This is a genomic window from Rhodospirillum centenum SW (assembly GCF_000016185.1).
Taxonomy (GTDB): Bacteria; Pseudomonadota; Alphaproteobacteria; order Azospirillales; family Azospirillaceae; genus Rhodocista; species Rhodocista centena.
Genome location: NC_011420.2, coordinates 635,964 through 656,960 on the forward strand (window position 1 = coordinate 635,964; position 20,997 = coordinate 656,960).

General features: G+C 72.5%; 17 protein-coding genes. 1 reads left to right on the forward strand and 16 read right to left on the reverse strand.

Annotated elements, in window-relative coordinates; genetic code table 11:
- Positions 1–56: 56 nt before the first annotated feature.
- The 9 genes from ligA to RC1_RS02870 all read right to left on the reverse strand — a co-directional run bounded on the left by ligA (position 57) and on the right by RC1_RS02870 (position 12,018).
- Positions 57–2,216: an NAD-dependent DNA ligase LigA gene (gene ligA, locus RC1_RS02830; RefSeq protein ID WP_012565829.1), complete on the reverse strand. Its 2,160-nt coding sequence runs from the start codon at positions 2,214–2,216 to the stop codon at positions 57–59.
- A gap of 82 nt (positions 2,217–2,298) precedes the next feature.
- Positions 2,299–2,862 (reverse strand): 2'-5' RNA ligase family protein, encoded by a 564-nt coding sequence (locus tag RC1_RS02835; protein WP_041785100.1) that lies wholly within the window; start codon positions 2,860–2,862, stop codon positions 2,299–2,301.
- Positions 2,859–4,529: a DNA repair protein RecN gene (recN, locus tag RC1_RS02840; protein WP_012565831.1), complete on the reverse strand. Its 1,671-nt coding sequence runs from the start codon at positions 4,527–4,529 to the stop codon at positions 2,859–2,861. Before recN ends, RC1_RS02835 begins: the two co-directional genes overlap by 4 nt.
- Before the next feature lie 58 nt (positions 4,530–4,587).
- Positions 4,588–5,412, reverse strand: a complete 825-nt coding sequence (locus RC1_RS02845) for an outer membrane protein assembly factor BamD (RefSeq protein ID WP_012565832.1) — start codon at positions 5,410–5,412, stop codon at positions 4,588–4,590.
- Positions 5,413–5,648: 236 nt separating this feature from the next.
- Complete coding sequence (gene lpxC, locus RC1_RS02850) at positions 5,649–6,590, reverse strand: UDP-3-O-acyl-N-acetylglucosamine deacetylase (protein WP_012565833.1); 942 nt, start codon at positions 6,588–6,590, stop codon at positions 5,649–5,651.
- A gap of 486 nt (positions 6,591–7,076) precedes the next feature.
- On the reverse strand, positions 7,077–8,765 hold the full coding sequence (gene ftsZ, locus RC1_RS02855) for a cell division protein FtsZ (RefSeq protein ID WP_083759236.1): 1,689 nt from the start codon (positions 8,763–8,765) through the stop codon (positions 7,077–7,079).
- Between the two features lie 109 nt (positions 8,766–8,874).
- Positions 8,875–10,158 (reverse strand): cell division protein FtsA, encoded by a 1,284-nt coding sequence (gene ftsA, locus RC1_RS02860; protein ID WP_012565834.1) that lies wholly within the window; start codon positions 10,156–10,158, stop codon positions 8,875–8,877.
- A gap of 13 nt (positions 10,159–10,171) precedes the next feature.
- Positions 10,172–11,098 (reverse strand): cell division protein FtsQ/DivIB, encoded by a 927-nt coding sequence (locus tag RC1_RS02865; RefSeq protein ID WP_012565835.1) that lies wholly within the window; start codon positions 11,096–11,098, stop codon positions 10,172–10,174.
- A complete protein-coding gene (locus RC1_RS02870) occupies positions 11,086–12,018 on the reverse strand; it encodes a D-alanine--D-alanine ligase (RefSeq protein WP_041785102.1) in 933 nt (310 codons plus the stop codon). Before RC1_RS02870 ends, RC1_RS02865 begins: the two co-directional genes overlap by 13 nt.
- 69 nt (positions 12,019–12,087) lie before the next feature.
- On the opposite strand from RC1_RS02870, the gene RC1_RS02875 reads away from it, so the two are divergent.
- Positions 12,088–12,270 carry a hypothetical protein gene (locus tag RC1_RS02875; RefSeq protein WP_041785103.1) on the forward strand — a complete coding sequence of 61 codons (183 nt, stop codon included), beginning with the start codon at positions 12,088–12,090 and terminating at the stop codon, positions 12,268–12,270.
- Here RC1_RS02875 and murB read toward each other — a convergent pair.
- The 7 genes from murB to RC1_RS02910 form a co-directional block, all read right to left on the reverse strand.
- On the reverse strand, positions 12,260–13,216 hold the full coding sequence (gene murB / locus RC1_RS02880) for a UDP-N-acetylmuramate dehydrogenase (protein ID WP_419760921.1): 957 nt from the start codon (positions 13,214–13,216) through the stop codon (positions 12,260–12,262). The two genes, RC1_RS02875 and murB, sit on opposite strands and share 11 nt — an antisense overlap.
- Entirely contained in the window at positions 13,213–14,661 is a 1,449-nt protein-coding gene (gene murC, locus RC1_RS02885; RefSeq protein ID WP_012565839.1) for a UDP-N-acetylmuramate--L-alanine ligase, read from the reverse strand. The genes murB and murC overlap by 4 nt, the downstream gene beginning before the upstream one ends.
- A 92-nt stretch (positions 14,662–14,753) precedes the next feature.
- Positions 14,754–15,893 (reverse strand): undecaprenyldiphospho-muramoylpentapeptide beta-N-acetylglucosaminyltransferase, encoded by a 1,140-nt coding sequence (gene murG, locus RC1_RS02890; protein WP_012565840.1) that lies wholly within the window; start codon positions 15,891–15,893, stop codon positions 14,754–14,756.
- Positions 15,890–17,017: an FtsW/RodA/SpoVE family cell cycle protein gene (locus RC1_RS02895; RefSeq protein WP_012565841.1), complete on the reverse strand. Its 1,128-nt coding sequence runs from the start codon at positions 17,015–17,017 to the stop codon at positions 15,890–15,892. The genes murG and RC1_RS02895 overlap by 4 nt, the downstream gene beginning before the upstream one ends.
- On the reverse strand, positions 17,014–18,414 hold the full coding sequence (murD, locus tag RC1_RS02900) for a UDP-N-acetylmuramoyl-L-alanine--D-glutamate ligase (protein ID WP_012565842.1): 1,401 nt from the start codon (positions 18,412–18,414) through the stop codon (positions 17,014–17,016). Before murD ends, RC1_RS02895 begins: the two co-directional genes overlap by 4 nt.
- 7 nt (positions 18,415–18,421) lie before the next feature.
- Positions 18,422–19,507, reverse strand: a complete 1,086-nt coding sequence (gene mraY, locus RC1_RS02905) for a phospho-N-acetylmuramoyl-pentapeptide-transferase (RefSeq protein WP_012565843.1) — start codon at positions 19,505–19,507, stop codon at positions 18,422–18,424.
- A gap of 7 nt (positions 19,508–19,514) precedes the next feature.
- The gene (locus tag RC1_RS02910) at positions 19,515–20,993 is read right to left on the reverse strand and encodes a UDP-N-acetylmuramoylalanyl-D-glutamyl-2,6-diaminopimelate--D-alanyl-D-alanine ligase (RefSeq protein WP_012565844.1); all 1,479 of its coding nucleotides are present in this window, start codon (positions 20,991–20,993) and stop codon (positions 19,515–19,517) included.
- Positions 20,994–20,997: the final 4 nt, after the last annotated feature.

Genomic DNA, 20,997 nt, shown 5'->3' on the forward strand with positions numbered 1-20,997 from the left:
CCGGGTGGCGGAATTCCCCAACGGATGGTCCCGCCAGCCCGACCCCGCCGCCCCGCCTACACCCCGCCCGGCTGGCTGATGAGATCCAGCCATTCCTGCTCGGTCAGGATCGTGAGACCCAGTTCGCGCGCCTTCGCCGCCTTGGAGCCGGCATCCGCTCCGACGACCACGTAGTCCGTCTTGCCGCTGACGGAGCCCGCGACCTTGGCGCCCAGGGCCTCGGCCCGCGCCTTCGCCTCGCTGCGGCCCATGGTCTCCAGCGTGCCGGTGAAGACCACCGTCTTCCCGGCCACGGGGCTGCCGTCGGCCCGCGGCGGCGGCACATGGTCCTCCACCGCCTCCAGCTCCTTCAGCAGGGCGTCCAGGGCGTCGCGGTTGTGGGGTTCGGCGAAGAAGGCGCAGATGTCGTCCGCCACGCTCATGCCGATCTGTTCGATGGCGCACAGCTCGGCATAGGCCTCGCCCACCAGTTCGGGCTTCTTCGCCTCGTCGGGGTTGGCGCTGCGCTCGGCGGCGGCGGCGGCCATGCGCTCCGTCCAGGGGCCGACGCTGCGGTAGGTCCGCGCCAGCAGCTTCGCCGTCGCCTCCCCGACCTGCCGGATGCCCAGCGCGAAGATGAAGCGGTCCAGCGGGATGCGGCGGCGGGCGTCGATGGCGCGGAACAGGTTCTCCACCGACTTGCGGCCGAACCCGGTCATGGCCACCAGCCGGTCCAGCCGCTGCGCCTCCCGCCGCTCCAGGGTGAAGATGTCGGCCGGGCTGCGGATGCGGTCCTGGTCGTAGAAGAGCTGGATGCGCTCGATCCCCAGCCCCTCGATGTCGAAGGCGTTGCGCGACACGAAATGGCGCAGCCGCTCCACCGCCTGGGCGGGGCAGACCAGTCCGCCGGTGCAGCGGCTCACCGCCCCGTCCTCCTCCCGCACGGCGGCGCTGCCGCATTCGGGGCAGTGGTCGGGGAAGACGAAGGGCGCGCTGTCGGCCGGGCGGCGCTCGGTCACCACCTCCACCACCTGCGGGATGACATCGCCGGCGCGCTGCACCACCACCGTGTCGCCCACGCGGATGTCCTTGCGTGCGATCTCGTCGGCGTTGTGCAGGGTGGCGCGGCTGACGACGACGCCGCCCACCGTGACCGGCTCCAGTTCCGCTACCGGGGTCAGCGCGCCGGTGCGGCCGACCTGGATGGTGATGGCGCGCAGCAGGGTCTGCGCCCGTTCCGCCGGGAACTTGTGCGCCGTGGCCCAGCGCGGCGTGCGGGTGCGGAAGCCCAGCCGCTCCTGCAGGTCCAGCCGGTTGACCTTGTAGACCACGCCGTCGATGTCGAAGGGCAGGGCGGCCCGGCCGGCGCCGATCCCGGCATAGTAGTCCAGCAGCTCGGCCTTGCTGCGGCAGAGCCGGCTCTGCGCCGGGACGCGGAAGCCCAGGGCCTTCAGCCGCTGCAACGCCTCCCACTGGGTCGCGCCCAGCGGCTCCGACAGGTCCCCCCAACTGTAGGCGAAGAAGCAGAGCGGCCGCTTCGCCGTGACCGAGGGGTCGAGCTGGCGCAGGCTGCCGGCGGCGGCGTTGCGCGGGTTGGCGAAGACCTTCTCGCCCGCCTCCGCCTGCCGGCGGTTCAGCGCGAAGAACTCCTCCCGGACCATGTAGACCTCGCCGCGCACCTCCAGCACGCTCGGCGCGCCCGCGGGGAGCCGGTCGGGGATCTCGCGGATGGTGCGGACGTTCGCGGTGACATCCTCCCCTTCCGCGCCGTCGCCGCGGGTGGCGGCCTGCGCCAGCGCCCCGTTCTCGTAGCGCAGGGAGAGCGACAGCCCGTCGATCTTCGGTTCGGCCACGAACTCCAGCCCGTCCACCTCCTTCAGGTTCAGGAAGCGGGCGATCTGCTCGACGAAGCCGTCCACGTCCTCGGCCGTGAAGGCGTTGTCCAGCGACAGCATGGGCACGCGGTGGCGCACCTTGCCGAAGCCGGCGGACGGGGCGGCCCCCACGGTCTGGGTCGGGCTGTCGGGGGTGACCAGCTCGGGGAAGCGCGCCTCCAGCCCGGCCAGCCGGTGCTCCAGCGCGTCGTAGGCGGAATCCGCGATCTCCGGCGCGTCCTTGCCGTAGTAGAGCGCCCGGTGGTGCGCGATCTCCCGTACCAGGGCGGCGTGCTCGGCCGCGGCCTGGTCCAGGGTCAGGGTCTCGACCGGGATATGGCGGGTGTCGGACAGGTCGGACATGGGCGTGCCGGCGGGGTGGGGGAGGGGAGCGCGACGCCGGGGCGTCGGGGTCGCCGACTTCTACACCGACCGGCGCTTCAAGTCATGACCGCCGGGCGGTGAAGGGCAGCCGTGCCAGCCGTTCCCACGGGCCGCCGTGGTAGCGCCAGAGCAGCAGCCCCTCGGCCCGCGCCGTCCAGGGCGAGAACCCGGCGGAAAGGTCCGCCAGCAGGGCCTTGGCCGCGGCGGGCTCGACCTTGTTCTGGATGGTGACGTGCGGCCGGTGCGCCTGCCGGTCCTGCGGGATCAGCCACTCCGACCAGAGGGCGGCCAGCCGCTCGCGCAGCCGGGCCAGGTCGGGGGCGGCCAGGGTGAGGGCGACACCGCGGCCCAGCGGGCGCAGGCCCGTCACCGCCAGGGGGAACGGCGCCGCGTCCCGGCAGGTCCGGCGCAGATCGGCCAGGATGACGGGGAGCTGCGGTCCCGGCAGATGGTGGAAAAGGGTCAGGTGCGCGGGGATCAGGTTGCGCTCCGGCGGGAAGTGCGCCCGGCGCAGCGCCTCGAAGCGGGCGAAGGAGCGGTCGTCGAAGGCCAGCGTCAGGATCAGGGGCGCGGCTTCCGGCCCGGCGCTCCCCGCCACCGGCGGCGCGTCGCCGGGTGGGGTCACGCCTTGGCCAGCAGGCTGTCCGCGGCGGCGCGGGCGGCATCCGTCACCTCGGCGCCGGAGAGCATGCGGGCGATCTCCTCCCGCCGCTGCGCCGCGTCCAGGGCCGCGACCTCCGTCACGGTGCGGCCGGCGGCGGCCTTCTTGCGCACCTGCCAGTGATGCCCGCCGCGGGCCGCCACCTGCGGGCTGTGGGTGACCACCAGCACCTGGAGCGCGCGGCCCAGCCGGGCCAGCCGCTCGCCCACGGCGTCGGCCACGGCCCCGCCGATGCCGGTGTCCACCTCGTCGAAGACGAGCGTCGGCACGGTGCCGAGCTGGGCCAGCACCACCTTCAGCGCCAGCATGAAGCGCGCCAGCTCGCCGCCCGAGGCGATCTTTGCCAGCGGTCCCGGCGGCGCGCCGGGGTTGGTCGCCACGGTGAAGCTGACATCGTCGATGCCGTGCGGCCCCCAGGCCGCCTCCTCGGTCGGGGCCACGCGGGTGACGAAGCGGGCCTTCTCCAGCTTCAGGGGAGCCAGCTCCGCCGCCACCGCCCGGTCCAGCCGGCCGGCCGCCTTGGCGCGGGCGGCGGACAGTTCGCGCGCCGCGGCGGCGAAGCGGGTCCTGGCATCCTCCGCCTGTTTGGCGAGGCGCTGCAGCAGGTCGCCCTGATCCTCGATCAGCGCCAGCCGCCGCGCCATCTCCGCCCGCAGCCCGGCAAGGCCGTCCACCTCCACCGAGTGCTTGCGGGCGGCGGCGCGCAGGGCGAACAGGCGCTCCTCGATCGTCTCCAGGCTGCCGCCGTCCAGGTCGATGTCGGCGGAGAGCGCCTGGAGCGCGCGGGCGGCCTCCGCCACCTCCGCCGCGGCCTCGTCCAGCACCTGGATGACCGGGTCCAGCCGGCCGCCGGCCTTGTCGGCGATGCGGGCCAGCAGGCGCAGCGACGCGGCCAGCCCGCGCTCCGCCCCGCGGTCGCCGGACAGCTCCGCATGGGCGCCGTTGATCGCCTCGATCAGCCTTTCGCGGTGTTGCAGGGTGACCCGCTTCTCCGCCAGCTCCGCCTCTTCCCCCTCGCGCGGGTCCAGGCTGTCCAGCTCGGCCACGGCGTGGCGGAGATACTCCTCCTCGGCGCGGGCGCGGGCGGCGTCCTCGGCCGCCTGCTGGCGGGCCTGGTCGGCCTGCCGCCAGTCGCGCCAGGCGCCGGCCGTGGCCCGGGCGGCATCGCCCAGGCCGGCATACTCGTCCAGCAGCCCCAGATGGGTGCGCGGGTCCAGCAGGCCGTGCGTGTCGAACTGGCCGTGGACCTCCACCAGCGTCTCTCCCAGCCGGCGCAGCAGGGTGACGCCCACCGGCTGGTCGTTGACGAAGGCGCGGGAGCGGCCGTCGGCGCTGACGGTCCGGCGCAGCACCAGCGTGTCCTCCGCCTCCAGCTCCTGCTCGCGCAGGATGCCCAAGGCGGGGTGGTCGGGATGGCCGGAGAGGTCGAATTCGGCGGTGACGGCGGCCTGCTCCGCCCCGTGGCGGACCAGCGCGCTGTCGCCGCGGGCGCCCAGCGCCAGCCCCAGCGCGTCCAGCAGGATCGACTTGCCGGCCCCGGTCTCGCCGGTCAGCACGCACAGCCCCGGACGGAAGGCCAGGGTCAGACGGTCGATCAGGACGACATCGCGGATCGAGAGGGTGACCAGCATGGTCCGGGTCAGCGGAGGCCCGGCCCGCCGGCCGGGACGGCTGCGGGCAGGGCGGTCATCAGAACATCCAGTCCCAGGCGCGGCTGAAGAAGCCGCGCTCCGCCGCGGGGCGGCTGTCCGTCATCAGGGTATAGGTGCGCTGATACCAGTCGCTGCCCGGGTAGTTATGGCCCAGCAGCGCGGCGGAGGCCTGTGCCTCGTCCACGATGCCCAGGGCCAGATAGGCTTCGGTCAGGCGGTGCAGCGCCTCCGGCACATGGCTGGTGGTCTGATACTTGTCCACGACCCGGCGGAACCGCTTGATCGCGGCCATGTACTGCCCGGTGACCAGATAGTAGCGGCCGACCTCCATGTCCTTGCCGGCCAGGTGGTCGCGGGTCAGGTCCAGCTTCAGGTTGGCGTCGCGGGCATAGGTGGTGGCGGGGAAGCGGCGGGCCACGTCCTGCAGGGCGGTCAGCGCGCTTTCCGTCATGCTCTGGTCGCGGCGCACGTCGGAGATCTGCTCGTAGTAGCAGAGCGCCTTCAGGTAATAGGCGTAGGCGGCGTTGCGGTTGCCGGGATGCAGAGAGATGAAGCGGTCCAGCGTGGTGATGGCGTCGTCGTAGCGCAGCGCCTCGTAATGCGCGTAGGCCGCCATGAGCTGCGCCCGCACGGCCCACTGCGAATAGGGGTGCTGCCGCTCCACCTCGTCGAACAGGGCGGCCGCCTTCAGATAGTTCTCGTTGTCCAGCGCGTTCGCCGCCTCGGTATAGATCTGCTCCACCGGGCGCTCGATATACGGGATCACCTCCTTCTCGCCGGCGCAGGCCGCCAGCAGCAGGAGTGAGGCCGACGCCGCGAGGAGGCGGGGACGGAGGCGGGCGAAGCGGATCGACAACGACATCTTCAGCGGCTGCCTGGAAGCAAGGGACGGGGACTTATAGCACGCGGACTTGGCCTGCCGCCAAGCGGCAACTGCGGGGCACGAACCACCTGCGGGCCACCGGCGGGCAGCCGGGAGCATGCCGCCGGACCGGGGCGCAATCATGGCATCGCCGGAGCGGCGGGGCCGCCCCGGCGGTGCTGGGAGGGGTCGGGCAGGGGAAGGACAGGCCGCGCAGGGAAGCCGCGCGGGCGGGATCAGGCGATGGCGGCCAGCGGCTCGTCCTCGTCGGTCCAGAGCGTGCGGGCCGGTGCCGTCTCTTCCCAGCGGAAGGCGCCGACATCCGCGAACAGGGCGCGCAGCAGGCGGTTGTTCATCTCGTGGCCCGGCCGGACACCGTGGAAATGGCCGATGATCGGAGCGCCGGCCATGTAGAGGTCGCCCACCGCGTCCAGGATCTTGTGGCGGACGAACTCGTCCCCGTAGCGCAGCCCGCCCTCGTTGACGATGCGGTCGCCGTCGATGACGACGGCGTTCTCCAGCGAGCCGCCGCGCGCCAGCCCGGCCTTGCGCATCATGTCCACCTCGTGCAGGAAGCCGAAGGTGCGGGCGCGGGCGACCTCCGCCTTGAAGGTGCGGTCATCCTCACCGATGCCCAGGCGCAGCGCGCCCTCCTGCCGGCGGATGGCGGCGGTGCTGAAGTCGATCTCGACGCGGAAGCTGCTGACCGGGGCGGGCATCAGGGCAACGGACTTGTCGCCGGCCTCCACCCGCACCTCGCGCAGGATGCGCAGGTGGCGGCGCGGGGCGGTCTGGACGGCGCGGCCGGCGCACTCCACCAGGAAGACGAAGGGGGCCGCGCTGCCGTCCATGATCGGCACTTCCGGGCCGTCCAGATCGACCCGCAGATTGTCGATGCCGCAGCCGCGCAGCGCCGACATCAGATGCTCGACCGTGCCGACCTGGGCGCCGTAGGCGTTGCCGACGACCGTGCAGAGGCGGGTATCGACCACCTGGTCCCAGCGCGCCGGGATGGTCGCCTGCTCGTCCGTCGCTCCCCGGGCGACCAGATCCGTGCGGCGGAACACGATGCCGGTGCCGGCCGGGGCGGGCGCCAGGGTCATGTTCACCCGCTGGCCGGAATGCAGGCCGGTGCCGGTGCAGTTGATCGGGGCTTTCAGGGTCGTCTGGCGGGACATGGAGGCTCGACTCTTCATTGTCGCCGGGAACAGGGTCGCCTGCGGTCCGGTCAGACCGGCGGGCGACGCCGGAAACCGGTGCGGCGGATGATCAGCATGCTGCCCCCCCCCGTTCCGTCCGCCGGCCGGCGTATCACCGCCGGTCAGGTCCGGTTCCCGTTTCCGGAAACCGTCGGGCGGTCTCCGCCCCGGAGATGTCTCCGGCGCGGACCTTCCGCAAGGGTGTTCCGCACTGCGGCAGAACGGTCAAGGGCACCCCGTTCAGATAACAGCGGCGGAGTCCCTGCTCAAATCACTCTTTGTTACCGATTGTTACGTCGCCGACGCTTCCGGTCTGCGGCTACGGCCTTGATCGACATGATGGAATCGGCGTCGGGGTGTGACGGCGCGCACAGACGGACGCCGGCCCGGCAGAACCGGACCGGCGTCTTCCGCAGCGCAATATCGGAGCGGTCCGGCGGACCCCTCCTCCTACCGGACCGGGCGTCAGCCGCGGTCCGACGCCTTGCTCAGTTCGCCTGCCGGCGGAGGAAGGCGGGGATGTCCCAGGTGATCCTCCTCGGGGGTCGGCGCCTTCGGCCGGGCACCGGCCTCCGGACCGACGGGGGCAGCCCCCGCCGGCGGCGGGGCCTGCAAGGGATTGCGCGGCGCGGTCGGGGCCGGGGCCGCCATCCGCGGCGCGGGGGCGGGCTGCGCCGGCTGACCGCCGATGCCGAGCATGCGCTGGAACAGGCCGGGGCGCTTCGCATCCGGCGCCGGGGCGGCATAGCGGTCCGGCGCGGCCGGCCCCAGGCGCGGGCCGGGATCGGCCGCCCGCGGCGGGATGAAGGCGCCCTCGCGCCGTTCGCCGCGCAGGGGCCCCTGCGGTGCCGCCGGGCTGCGCGGGCCGGCCTGCTCGAACATCGGCTTCGGCGCCTCGGCCGGAGCGGGGGCGCCCATCTCCGCGGTTGCCGCCTCCAGCGCGGCCTCCTCCGGCAACGGCGCCGTCATGGACGCCGGGTCGGACTCGGCGGAAACCGGGGTCGGCATCGGTGCCGGGGTCAGGTTTACATAGGTGGAGGTCGCCAGATTGCCGGCGGCGAAACCGGCGGGACGCATGGCTTCCCGGGCCGGGGCCTGCGGCACGGAGCGGACAGGCGTGTGCGGCGAGCGCCCGCCGACGACGGCGAGCTGCGGCTGCCCCGGCACGCGCGGCTGGGCGCTGGCGACGGATTCGATGCCGGTGGCGACCACCGAGACGCGCACCCGCCCCTCCATCGTCTGGTCGAAGGTGGAGCCGAAGATGATGTTGGCTTCGGGGTCCACCTCCTCGCGGATGCGGTTGGCCGCCTCGTCCACCTCGAACAGGGTCAGGTCGTGGCCGCCGGTGATGTTGATCAGCACCCCGCGCGCGCCCTTCATGGACACGTCGTCCAGCAGCGGGTTGGAGATGGCGGCCTCGGCCGCGGCGATGGCGCGGTTGTCGCCGTCGGCCTCGCCGGTGCCCATCATGGCCTTGCCCATCTCCGTCATCACGGTGCGGATGTCGGCGAAGTCCAGGTTGATGAGGCCGGGCATCACCATCAGGTCGGTGACGCCGCGGACGCCCGCGTGCAGCACGTCGTCCGCCATCTTGAAGGCGTCGGCGAAGGTCGTCTTCTCGGTGGCGACGCGGAACAGGTTCTGGTTCGGAATGATGATCAGCGTATCGACGAACTGGGCCAGTTCCTGGATCCCGGCTTCGGCGATGCGCATGCGGTGCGCCCCTTCGAAGTGGAAGGGCTTGGTCACCACCCCGACCGTCAGGATGCCCTGCTCGCGTGCCGCCCGCGCGATCACCGGGGCGGCACCCGTGCCCGTGCCGCCGCCCATGCCGGCGGTGATGAAGGCCATGTTGGTGCCGTCGAGGTGGGAGAGGATCTCCTCAAGCTGCTCCTCGGCCGCGGCCCGGCCGACATCGGGGCGCGACCCGGCGCCCAGCCCCCGGGTGATGGTGCTGCCGAGCTGCACCCGCTTGCTGGCCTGGCTGCACGTCAGGGCCTGGGCGTCGGTGTTGGCGACCACGAACTCCACGCCTTCCAGGTTGGCGCGGATCATGTTGTTGACCGCATTGCCGCCGGCGCCGCCGACGCCGAAGACGGTGATGCGGGGGCGGCTCTGCACGTCGACGGTGGGGATGCTGAGCTTGATGGTCATCGGTCTCTCCCTGGGGCTAGGAGTGTCTCGGGTCGCGGACGGCACTGGCGAAGGGGCGCTTGCGCGATCGGGCGGCGCCTTCGCCCGGGGGGAGGTCGTTCATCGTCGGTCATAGGTTCTCCCGGAGCCATAGACCGACCCGGCCCAGCCAGCCGGACGGTTGCTGTTCGACCAGCGGGGCGAGGGCCGGAAGTTCCGTCTGCTGCTGGAGCGCGTAGACGAGCAGGCCGGCGGCGGCGGAGAAGGCCGGGCCGCCGACGCTTTCCGCCAGCCCGCCGATGCGCAGCGGCCGGCCGGTGCGGACCTGCTTGTCCAGCACCTGCTGCGCCAGCTCGCGCATGCCGGGAAGCTGGCTGGCGCCGCCGGTCAGCACGACGCGCCGGCCGGCCAGCTTGCCGATGCCCGATGCCTCCAGCCGGCCGCGGGCCAGCTCGAAGATCTCCTCCAGCCGGGGCTGGATGATGCCGACCAGCAGCGATTTCGGGACGTGGTTGGCCTGCGCGTGCTCCTCCTCGCCGACCTGGGGCACGTCGATGATCTCGCGCTCGTCGGAGACGGTGGGGATGGCGCTGCCATAGAGGGTCTTCAGCCGTTCGGCATGGGCCAGCGGCGTGGTCAGCCCGCGGGCGATGTCGTTGGTGACGTGACCGCCGCCCAGCGGGATGCTGTCGCACCAGATCATCTTGCCGTCGAAGAAGACCGACATGCTGGTGGTGCCGCCCCCCATGTCGATCAGGGTGACGCCCAGATCCATCTCGTCCTCGACCAGGCAGGCGAGGCCCGAGGCGTAGGGGCTCAGGACGAAGCCCTCCACACCCAGGTGGCAGCGGCCGATGCAGGTCGTCAGGTTGCGGATCGGGTTGGCGGCGGTGGTGACGGCGTGCAGGCGCACGCCCAGCCGCTCGCCCACCATCCCGCGCGGCTCGCGGATGCCCTTGGAGCCGTCCACCGTGTAGCCCACGGGGATGGAGTGGATCAGCTCGGCATCGGGGGCGACGTTCAGGTTGTGGGCCTGCGCCAGGGCGCGCTTCAGGTCCCCGTCATTGACCACCTGTCCGGCGATGGCGGTCTCCACCGTGATGGTCTGGCTCTCCGGCTGGCCGCCGGACAGGCTGACCAGCACTTCGCGGATCTGCTCGCCGGCCATGGTCTCGGCGGCGTGGACGGCGGTGCCGATGGCGGTCTCGGCCTGCTCCATGTCCACGATGGCGCCGGCACGGACGCCGCGGCTGACCTGATGGCCGATGCCCACGACGCGGATCGATCCGGGGTCGTCCACCTTGGCGATGAAGCAGACGACCTTGCCCGAGCCGACGTCGAGCGCGGCGATGGTGCCCCCGCGCGACACCCGCTTCGGTCTGCTTCTGACGTTCAGCGCCCCCGGAAATGCCATGCCCGCCGCCCTCTCAGATCTTCTTCTGACGCTGCGCCTCGCGGCGCTGCTCCGCCGCCTGCGCGGAGGTCTGCACGACCAGCCGGTCGGGCACCCGCAGGTCCACCGCCACGATGTCCCGCTCCAGCACCCGGTTCGTCTGCTGCACGGTGGCGAGCTGGCGCAGGGCCGCGGCCATCTCCTTTTCCGGCAGGCGCACGTCCACGCCGTTGTCCAGGCGCAGGTCCCAGCGCCGGCCGCCGACCAGCACGGCCGCCTCGACCCGGGCGCCGATCAGCGGTTCGGCCGACAGCAGGGCCAGCAGCTCGCGGCCGTGCTTCGGCGCGTCCGCCCCCACCAGCATCGGCAGGTCGGGCCAGCGTTCCAGCCGCTCGTCGGTCAGCACCACCCCGTCGGCGTCCACCAGGTAGAGCTTCTGCTCGTGCTGCCAGAGCGCCATGGGCGTCCGCTCGACGAGCTGGACGAAGATCGTCCCCGGCAGGCGGCGCTCCACGGTGGCGGCGGCCACCCAGGGGAGGGCCTGCAAGGCCGCCTGGGCGGCATGCGGATCGAAGGTCAGCATGGGCGAGCCGGTTCCGACCCCCAGCGCGGCCAGCACGGCGGCGCCGTCCGTCTCCGCCCGGCCCTTCACCAGCACCTCGGTCACGGCCAGCCCGGCTTCGGCCGTCGTGCGGACGAAGCCCTCGGACGCCTTCCCGGCCATCTCCGGCAGGCGGCCGTCGGCCCAGACCCAGGCCAGGAAACCGGCCAGCAGCAGCACCGGGCTCAGTTTCAGCCCGGCGCGCAGGGAGGGCAGGGCCCAGCGCGGCAGGGCGCGGCGGCGGTTGGCGCGGCGGGCCGCCTGCATGGTGGCGCGGCGGGCCGCCGCGGCGATCTTCGCCCGGTGGCTGTCGGCCGAGCCCCGGCCGGTGTCGTAGGCGGCGGCGCTCACGCGTGGCATCGGGCCTGCTCCACGATCCAGGCGCACAGCTCGGCGAAGCCGATGCCCTGCGATGCCGCCTGCTCCGGCAGCAGCGACAGGGCCGTGAAGCCGGGCTGCGTGTTGGTCTCCAGGAAGTAGAGGCCGCCGGTGCCGGCCTGGCTGTCGTCCCAGCGGAAATCGCTGCGGCTGACGCCGCTGCATCCCAGGGTCCGGTGCGCCAGCAGGGCCAGCCGCAGCGCCTCTTCCTGGACATCCTGCGGGATCTGCGCCGGGCAGACGTGGACGGCCTCGCCCTCGGTGTACTTCGCGGCGTAGTCGAAGAAGCCGGAGCGCGGCACGATCTCCGTCACGGCAAGGGCACGGTCGCCCATCACGCCCACGGTCAGCTCGCGGCCCGGGATGAACCGCTCCACCAGCACGCGCTCGCCATAGGCCCAGCCGCCCTCCTCCAGCACCGACTGGTTCTGGCCGGGGCGGACGATGCGGACGCCGACGGAGGAGCCCTCGTCCACCGGCTTCACGACATAGGGCGGCTCGATCGGATGCCCGGCCAGGATCTGCTCGCGCGTCACGGTCACACCGTCGGGCACCGGCACGCCGACGGCGGCCAGGACGCGCCGGGTCATCTCCTTGTTCATGGCCAGGGCGGAGGCCAGCACGCCGGAATGGGTGTAGGGGACGCCCAGATACTCCAGCACGCCCTGGATCAGCCCGTCCTCCCCGCCGCGGCCGTGCAAGGCGTTGAAGACAACGTCCGGCTTCGGCGTCAGGGCGTGCAGCAGGGCCGGCAGGTCGCGCTGCACGTCCACCGCTGTCACGGCGTAGCCGCGCTCTTCCAGCGCGGCCGCGACGGACCGGCCGCTGACCAGCGATACGTCGCGCTCTGCCGACCAGCCGCCCATCAGGACGGCCACCCGCGTCGGGCGGCGTTGGTTCATGATCCCGCTCCCCATCCGGCATCCCCGTCCGTCCCGGCCGGACGGGGAGCCAGTTCTAGACCTTCGCAGATGGAAAAGGAAACGCAAGATTTTGTGGTAGTGATCATCACGACGTCTATGGAATGCGGCCGCACGGCCGAGTCGAACCGCCCGGACACCGCCCCGGCCGGCGCCGGCGCGATGACTCCGCGTAAGGTCCGGCGGGCCGCCGGCAAGACTCGGCAAGACTTCGCCGCGTTCGTCATGGCGTGATCTCCCGGGCCGGCCGGCCGATCCGCCGGATCTCCCAGCGCAGCTCGATCCCGCTCGTCTCCAGCACCCGCCGCCGGACCTCCTCGCCCAGCCCCTCCAGGTCGGCGGCCGTGGCATCGCCCAGGTTCAGCAGGAAATTGCAGTGCTTCTCCGAGACCTGCGCGCCGCCGATCTGCAGCCCGCGGCAGCCGGCCCGGTCGATGAGCTGCCAGGCCTTGGCCCCGCCCGACAGTTCCGGGTCCGGGTTGGCGAAGGTGGAGCCGCCGGTGCGCGCCCGTACCGGCTGGCTGTCCGCCCGTGCCTTCTGGATGGCGTCCATGGCGGTGGCGATGGCGGCCTTGTCCCCCGGCGTGCCTTGCAGCACGGCGCCGGTGAAGATCACGTCCTCGGGCACGCCGCAGTGGCGGTAGCCGAGATGCAGCCCGGCGCGGTCGAAGCGCAGGCGCCGGCCGGCGCGGTCGATCCCCTCGGCCGTGACCACCAGATCGGCCGTCTCCCGGCCGTAGGCGCCGGCGTTCATGCGCAGGGCGCCGCCGATCGTGCCGGGGATGCCGGAGAGGAACTCCAGCCCCGCCAGTCCCTCGTGCTGCGCGGTCAGGGCGACGTTGTAGTCCAGCGCCCCGGCCCCGGCGACCAGCCGGTCGCCCTCGACGGCGATCTCCGCGAAGGGACCGCCCAGGCGGATCACCACGCCGGGCACGCCGCCGTCGCGGACCAGCAGGTTGCTGGCGACGCCGATCACCGTGACCGGCACGTCGGCCGGGCAGCCGGCCAGGAAGCCGGCCAGATCGTCGGCATCGGCCGGGCGGAACAGCACGTCCGCCGTTCCACCGACCCGGAACCAGGTCATCGGCCCCAGGGGCGCGTCCGCCGTCAGCCGCCCGCGGACGCGCGGCAGGCGGTCGATCAGATGGGGACCCGGCAGGGGCTCGGCAGCCGTCATCAGGTGCCTCCCGCCTTGGCCGCCGGGGCGGTTCCGCCGCTGATGCCGTGGAGCGCGTCCAGCTCTGCCGGCAGCCGGTTGGCCCAGCCGGTGATGCTGCCCGCCCCCAGGCAGACGACCATGTCGCCCGGCTGCGCCAGCTCGCGCACGATGCCGGCCAGCGCCTCGGGCGAGGGCAGGGCCTGCACGTTGCGGTGGCCGTGGGTGCGCAGCCCCTCCACCAGCGCCTCCTTCGAGGCGCCTTCGACGGGCTGCTCGCCCGCGGCGTAGACGTCGGCCACGATCACGGCGTCGGCATCGTTGAAGCAGGTGCAGAACTCCTCGAACAGCGAGGAGAGGCGGCTGTAGCGGTGCGGCTGCACCACCGCGATGGTGCGGCCGCTGCCGGCCATGCGGGCCGCCTTGAGCACCGCCTGGATCTCCACCGGATGGTGGCCGTAATCGTCGATCACGACCACCCCGTTGGACTCGCCCGTCCGGGTGAAGCGGCGCTTGACGCCGCTGAAGCGGGCGAAGCTGGCGCGGATCTGCTCGTCCGCGATGCCCATGTTGATGGCGACGGCGATGGCGGCGAGCGAGTTCTGGACGTTGTGCAGCCCGTACATGGGCAGATGCACCCGCTCGATGGTGCGCGCCTCGCCGGTCACCCGCTCGGAGACCTGCACGTCGTAGAAGGCGCCGCGGTGGTCGCCCTCGACATTGACGGCGCGCACGTCCGCCTGCGGGTTGAAGCCGTAGGTGACGATCCGGCGGTCGGCACGGGCGACCAGGGCCTGCACCTCCGGATGGTCGGTGCAGAGCGCGGCGAAGCCGTAGAACGGGATGTTCTCGACGAAGCGGTCGAACGCCTCCCGCTCCTTCTCGAAGGTACCGTAGAAGTCCAGATGCTCGGGGTCCATGTTGGTGACGACGGCGATGGTCGCCGGCAGCTTCGTGAAGGTGCCGTCGCTCTCGTCCGCCTCGACCACCATCCAGTCGCCGCTGCCCAGCCGGGCGTTGGTGCCCAGCGCGTTGATGATGCCGCCGTTGATGATGGTCGGGTCGAAGCCGGCCCCGTCCAGCAGGGCCGCCACCATGGAGGTGGTGGTGGTCTTGCCGTGCGTGCCGGCCACCGCCACCGACCATTTCAGGCGCATCAGCTCGGCCAGCATCTCCGCCCGGCGCACGACCGGCACCAGGGCGGCGCGGGCGGCCACGACCTCGGGATTGTCGGTCCGCACGGCGGAGGAGATGACGACGACCGCCGCTTCGCCCAGATTCTCCGCCCGGTGGCCGATCTCCACCCGGATACCCAGGGTGCGCAGCCGCGCGACGTTGTAGTTGTCGGCGATGTCGCTGCCCTGGACGGAATAGCCGAGATTGTGCAGCACCTCGGCGATGCCCGACATGCCGATGCCGCCGATGCCGACGAAGTGGATGGTGCCGATGGAAAGCGGCATCGCGCGCATGGCTCAGGCCCTCCCCGGGAAACGGGCGGGGCCGGCGGGCGCCGAGCTTGCGGGAGAAGGGCCGCTGGGCGTGGGGGCATGCATCGGGGCGCTCATTCGGCGGCTCGCATCTGGCTGTCCGGGGTGCTCCGGCCGTTGCCCAGGCCGGCGGCGCCCAGCACCGCGTCGGCCAGCCGGCGCGCGGCATCCGGCAGGCCCCAGGCGGCCGCGGCGGCCGCGGCCGGGGCCAGGGGGGCGGGATCGGTCAGCAGCGCCGTCAGCCGTGCCGCCAGCGCCTCGGCCGTGAACTCCGGCTGCGGCATGATCCAGGCACCGCCCGCCGCCGCCACGGCGCGGGCGTTGGCGGTCTGGTGGTCGTCGGTGGCGTGCGGATAGGGCACCAGGATCGAGGGCCGACCGGCCACCGTCAGCTCCGCCACGGTGGAGGCGCCGGCACGGCCGATCATCAGGTGGCAGCGGGCCAGCCGCTCCGGCAGGTCGCGGAAGAAGGGGGCGAGGGTGGCCTGGACGCCCAGGGCCGCATACCCGTCGCGGGCCGCCTGGAGGTTCTCGGCGCGCGCCTGCTGCACGATGCCCAGGCGCAGGCGCAGGTCCTCCGGCAGCATCGCCACGGCGCGCGGCACGATCTCCCCGAACACGGTGGCACCCTGGCTGCCGCCGGTGACCAGGATGTCCAGGCTGCCGCCCGGCAGGGGCGCCTCGTAGGGCCGGTCGCGTAGGGCCAGAACGGCCGGGCGGACGGGATTGCCGGTCCGCACGGCGCGCGCCCGGTCAACATTGTCCATGCCCTGCACTTCCGGGAAGGAGGTGCAGATCAGCCGCGCCCGCCGCGCCAGCATCCGGTTGGCCCGGCCCATGACGGCGTTCTGCTCGTGGATCGCCACCGGGATGCGCAGGCCGGCGGCGGCGTAGACCGCCGGGAAGGACGGATAGCCGCCGAAGCCGACGACGATCGCCGGCTCCAGCCGCGACAGCAGGCGGCGCGCCTGGAGCGTGCCGATGCCCAGCTCCAGCGCCGTGCGCGCCTTGCCCAGCAGCCCGCCGCCCAGGGTGGCGGAGCGGATGCGGTGGACCGGAACCTCGCGCAGCGCATCGCCGAAGGCGGTGCCGCGCACGTCCGTCACCAGCACGACACGGTGGCCGCGCTCCAGCAGCTCGCGCGCCAGCGCCTCGGCGGGGAACAGATGGCCGCCGGTGCCGCCGGCCGCCAGCACGATGGGGGCCATGCTCATGGTACGTCTCCCGGTCCGAAGCGGCGCCGCGTCAGCGCCAGCAGCATGCCCATGCCGATTCCCAGCGCGATCAGCGAGGACCCGCCATAGCTGATGAAGGGCAGCGTCATGCCCTTGGTCGGCATCAGGTGCAGCGACGACCCCATGTTGATGAGGGACTGCAGGCCGAACTGCATGCACAGGCCCGATGCGGCCAGCAGCACGAACAGGCTCTGGTCGTTGAAGGCGCGGGCGAAGCCGCGCAGCACGACGAAGGCGAACAGGCCGACGATCAGCAGGCACCAGAGCAGGCCCAGCTCCTCTCCGGCGACGGCGAAGATGAAGTCCGCATGGGCGTCGGGGATCGACATCTTCACGCTGCCCTGGCCGGGGCCGGTGCCCCACAGGCCGCCCTTCTCGAACGCCTCCATGGCGCGGGCGACCTGGTAGTTGTCGCCCGAGGCGGGGTCGAGGAAGCGGTCGATGCGGCTCTGCACATGCGGGAACAGGAAGTAGGCGCCGACAAGGCCGGAGATGCCCAGCACCACCAGCCCCACCACCAGCAGCACCGGCAGGCCCGCCAGGAAGAACTGCCCGGCGAAGACGGCGGTGATGACGAAGGTCTGGCCCAGGTCAGGCTGCATCAGCAGCATCGCCACCGTGACCAGGAAGAGCCCGGCGACGACCGGGATGCCCGGGAAGCCCTCGCGGTTGCGCTGAAGGGCGAACAGCCACGCGGCGACGACCGCGAAGGCGGGCTTCACGAACTCCGACGGCTGCACCGACAGGCCGGGGAGATGCAGCCAGCGGGTGGCGCCCTTGATCTCCACCCCGACCACCAGGGTCAGGGCGATGCCGATCAGCGAGAGCAGGAACAGCCCCACCGACAGCCGCAGCACCCCGCGCGGGGACAGCAGCGATACGCCCACCATCACGCCCAGCGCCGGCAGCAGCAGCATCAGGTGCCGCTCGATGAAGTGGAAGGTGGTCAGGCCGATGCGCTCGGCCACGGCGGGGCTGGCGGCCTGGATCAGCACCACGCCGATGGCCGCGATCAGCACCACGGCCGCCAGCGTCCAGCGGTCCACGGTCCACCACCAGCGGCCCAGCAGGGAATGGTCGGTGCGGGCGAAGGTGAAGCTCATCGGCCGGCCTCCGTCAGCGCCTGCACCAGCTTGGCGAAGTGGTCGCCGCGCACCTCGAAGTTCGGATACTGGTCGAAGCTCGCGCAGGCGGGCGACAGCAGCACGACAGCCCCCGGCTCGCCCCCGGCGAGCGCCGAACGGAAGGCCGTGGGCACCGCCGTCTCCATCGTGCCGCAGCGGGTGTGCGGCACCCCGCGGGCGGCCAGCCAGGACGCGAACTCCTCCGTCGCGGCGCCGATCAGGAAGGCGTGGCGGACCCGCGGCATGAAGGCGTCCAGGCCTTCCAGCCCGCCCTCCTTCGGCTTGCCGCCCAGGATCCAGTGGATGGCGTCGTAGCAGCCCAGGGCCTTGGCCGCGGCATCGGCGTTGGTCGCCTTGCTGTCGTTGACGAAGCGGACGCCGTCGATGGTGGCGACCGCCTGCTGGCGGTGGGCCAGCCCGGCGAAGCTGCGGATGGCGCTGGCGATGGCCTCCGGCGCCACCCCGGCGGCGCGCGCCAGGGCATAGGCGGCGCAGGCGTTCTGCCAGTTGTGCCGGCCGGGCAGGGAGGGGCACCCGCGCAGGTCCAGCACGGCCACGGCGCGGCCCTCGCTGTCGTCCACCAGCACGCCGTCGGGGGCGGAGACGCCGCCGGCCACGGCCCGTTCGGCGGAGATGCGGACAACGCGGCGGCCGCCCTCGGCCTCCAGCGCGTCGGCCATGGCGGAACAGTGGGCGTCGTCCACCCCGATCACGGCGACCGGCAGGGCGGGCCGCGGGGACGGGGCAGGGCGGAAGGCCAGCCGCTTGGCGGCGACATAGCCGTCCATGCCGCCGTGGCGGTCCAGGTGGTCGGGCGTGATGTTCAGCAGCGCCGCCGCGTCGAAGCCGAGCGAGGGCGTCAGTTCGAGCTGGTAGCTGGACATCTCCAGCACGTAGACGTCGCCGGCGTCCAACGGCTCGAAGGTCAGCACCGGGGTGCCCAGGTTGCCGCCGACCTGCAGGCGCCGCCCCGCGGCGGCCAGGATGTGGCCGGTCAGCGCCGTTGTCGTGCTCTTGCCGTTGGTGCCCGTGATGCCGAGATAGGTCGCCTCCGGCCGGGCGCGGCGCAGCAGCTCCACGTCCCCGATGACCGGGATGCCCGCGGCGCGCACCCGCGCGGCCACGGGATGCGGGGCGGGGAAGGTGTGCGGGATACCCGGCGACAGCACCAGCGCCGTCACGCCGGTCAGGTCGGCGTGATGCAGGTCGGTCAGCGGCAGGCCGGCGGCGGTGGCCGCGGTGCGTCCGGCCTCGGCGTCGTCCCAGGCCAGCACCTCGGCGCCGCCGCGGGAAAGCGCGATCGCGGCTGCGAGGCCCGAGCGGGCGAGCCCCATCACCGCGATACGCTGGCCGGCAAGGAAGGAGAGGTCGATCATCCGGCCCTCACCGCAGCTTCAGGGTGGAGAGGCCGACCAGCGCCAGGATGGCGGCGATGATCCAGAAACGGATGACGACCGTCGGCTCCGACCAGCCCTTCTTCTCGAAGTGGTGGTGGATCGGCGCCATCCGGAAGACGCGCTTGCCGGTCAGCTTGAAGCTGGCGACCTGCACCATCACCGACACCGCCTCCAGCACGAACAGGCCGCCGACGATGGCCAGCACCAGCTCGTGCTTGGTCATCACGCTGACGGCGCCCAGCGCGCCACCCATGGAGAGCGAGCCCGTGTCGCCCATGAAGACCATGGCCGGCGGGGCGTTGAACCAGAGGAAGCCCAGCCCCGCCCCGACCAGCGCGCCGCAGAACACGGCCAGTTCGCCCGTGCCGGGGACATGGTGGATCTGGAGATAGCCGGCGAAGATCGCATTGCCCGACAGGTAGGCGATCAGCCCGAAGGTCGCCGCCGCGATCATGATCGGCACGATGGCGAGACCGTCCAGCCCGTCGGTCAGGTTCACGGCGTTGCTGGCGCCGACCATCACCAGGATGGCGAAGGGGATGAAGAACCAGCCGAGATTGACCAGCAGGTCCTTGAAGAAGGGGACGGCGAGGCCGGTGTCCAGCGGGTGCGGCGTCACCGCGATGTACCAGGTGGCGGCGACGCCGGCGATGGCGATGGTCCAGGCGAGCTTGAGCCTGCCCGACAGGCCCTTGGTGTTGCGCTTGGTCAGCTTCAGGAAGTCGTCGCCGAAGCCGATCAGGCCGAATCCCACCGTCACCAGCAGCACGATCCAGGTGTAGACGTTCGCCAGATCCACCCAGAGCAGGGTGCTGACGATCACCGCGATCAGGATCATCAGCCCGCCCATGGTGGGCGTGCCCTTCTTCTTCAGGTGGGTTTCCGGCCCGTCGGTGCGGATCGGCTGGCCCTCTCCCTGCACCGACTTCAGCCAGCGGATCACCCGCGGCCCGATCACGAAGCTGATCAGCAGCGCGGTCACCATCGCCCCGCCCGTCCGGAAGGTGATGTACCGGAACAGGTTGAAGATCTGGAACTCGTCCGCCAGCGGATAGAGCAGGTTGAACAGCATGTCGTCCTCAGCTCGCCGAACCGGCGGCGACCGCGGCCGGTGCCTCCGCCGCCTGATCCCCGTGGTCGAGCGCGACGAGCGCATCGACCACCCGGCTCATGCGGCTGCCGGCCGATCCTTTCACCATCACCACGTCGCCCGCCCGCACCGCGTCCGCCACCAGCGGCGCCAGCGCCGCGCTGTCCTCGGTATGGCGGCCGCGCAGGGCGGCGGGCAGGCGGTCGAACAGGAACTTCATGTTCGGGCCGCAGCAGAACACCAGATCGGCGCCCGCGCGGCGGAACTGGTCGGCCAGCCCGGCATGCAGCGAGGGCGCCTGCGCGCCCAGTTCAAGCATGTCGCCCAGCACGGCGATGCGGCGGCCGCCGGCGCCGGGATCGGCCTTGCCGAGCACGGTGGCTGCGGCGGCGACGGAGACGGGGCTGGCGTTGTAGCTCTCGTCGATCACGGTGAAGCTGCCCTTGGCCAGGGCCACCCGGCGGCGCAGGCCACGGCCCTTGATCGGGGCGATCTGGGAGAGCTGCCGCGCCGCGGCGGCCACGTCGCCCTCGGCCGCGCTGACGGCCAGCAGCACCGCAAGACTGTTCAGGACATGGTGCCGGCCGGGCAGGGACAGGCAGTACTGGATGCGCTCGCCCCGGATGCTGGCCGTGACGGCGGAGGAGGTGGCGTGCAGCGAGCACTCCAGAAGGTGCGCGTCCGCGCCCTCCTGCGTGCCGAAGCTCCAGATCCGGGTCAGGCCCTGGGTGCGGGCGGCAGCGACCAGCCGGGCGAAATGCGGGTTGTCGCGGTTCAGGATGGCGGTGCCGGCCGGCGTCATGCCCTCGAAGATCTCTGCCTTGGCGTCGGCGATGCCCTCGACGCTGGCGAAGAACTCCAGATGCACCGCCTCCACCGTGGTGATGATCGCCACGTCCGGCTGCACCATGCGGGACAGCGGCCCGATCTCCCCGGCATGGTTCATGCCCAGCTCGAAGACGCCGTAGTGCGCGTCGGCGGGAAAGCGGGCCAGCGACAGCGGCACGCCCCAGTGGTTGTTCAGGCTGCCCTGGGTGGCGAAGGTCGGCCCCCGGGCGTCCAGGCAGAGCTTCAGCGCCTCCTTCGTCCCGGTCTTGCCGACCGATCCGGTGACGGCGATGACCTTGCCGCGGGCGTTCAGGCGGGCGACGCGCCCCAGATCCTCCAGCGCGGCCAGGGTGTCGTCCACCAGCAGCACCGGCGCCTCGGGCGGCACGTTGCCCGGCAGGCGGGAGACCAGGGCCGCCGCGGCCCCGTGCGCCAGCGCGTCGCCGACATAGTCGTGGCCGTCGAAGTTGGGGCCCTTCAGCGCGACGAACAGGTCGCCGGGCCGGAGCGTGCGGCTGTCGATGGAGACGCCTGTCGCCATCCAGTGCCCCGGGGTGCGCCCGGTCGGATGGCGGCCGTTGGTCGCGGCGGCGGCATCAGCCGCTGTCCACAGGATGTCGGAGCCGTCGTGCGTCTTCATGGCC

Bases quoted from the DNA above. Each gene is read 5' to 3' on its own strand.
- RC1_RS02845 (WP_012565832.1), bottom strand. From the start codon at position 5,412: ATGTCGTTGTCGATCCGCTTCGCCCGCCTCCGTCCCCGCCTCCTCGCG.
- RC1_RS02875 (WP_041785103.1), top strand. From the start codon at position 12,088: ATGGAAAAGGAAACGCAAGATTTTGTGGTAGTGATCATCACGACGTCT.
- RC1_RS02910 (WP_012565844.1), bottom strand. From the start codon at position 20,993: ATGAAGACGCACGACGGCTCCGACATCCTGTGGACAGCGGCTGATGCC.
- ftsZ (WP_083759236.1), bottom strand. From the start codon at position 8,765: ATGACCATCAAGCTCAGCATCCCCACCGTCGACGTGCAGAGCCGCCCC.
- murD (WP_012565842.1), bottom strand. From the start codon at position 18,414: ATGATCGACCTCTCCTTCCTTGCCGGCCAGCGTATCGCGGTGATGGGG.
- RC1_RS02865 (WP_012565835.1), bottom strand. From the start codon at position 11,098: ATGCCACGCGTGAGCGCCGCCGCCTACGACACCGGCCGGGGCTCGGCC.
- murG (WP_012565840.1), bottom strand. From the start codon at position 15,893: ATGAGCATGGCCCCCATCGTGCTGGCGGCCGGCGGCACCGGCGGCCAT.
- ligA (WP_012565829.1), bottom strand. From the start codon at position 2,216: ATGTCCGACCTGTCCGACACCCGCCATATCCCGGTCGAGACCCTGACC.
- ftsA (WP_012565834.1), bottom strand. From the start codon at position 10,158: ATGGCATTTCCGGGGGCGCTGAACGTCAGAAGCAGACCGAAGCGGGTG.
- recN (WP_012565831.1), bottom strand. From the start codon at position 4,529: ATGCTGGTCACCCTCTCGATCCGCGATGTCGTCCTGATCGACCGTCTG.
- RC1_RS02870 (WP_041785102.1), bottom strand. From the start codon at position 12,018: ATGAACCAACGCCGCCCGACGCGGGTGGCCGTCCTGATGGGCGGCTGG.
- mraY (WP_012565843.1), bottom strand. From the start codon at position 19,507: ATGCTGTTCAACCTGCTCTATCCGCTGGCGGACGAGTTCCAGATCTTC.
- RC1_RS02895 (WP_012565841.1), bottom strand. From the start codon at position 17,017: ATGAGCTTCACCTTCGCCCGCACCGACCATTCCCTGCTGGGCCGCTGG.
- murC (WP_012565839.1), bottom strand. From the start codon at position 14,661: ATGCGCGCGATGCCGCTTTCCATCGGCACCATCCACTTCGTCGGCATC.
- lpxC (WP_012565833.1), bottom strand. From the start codon at position 6,590: ATGTCCCGCCAGACGACCCTGAAAGCCCCGATCAACTGCACCGGCACC.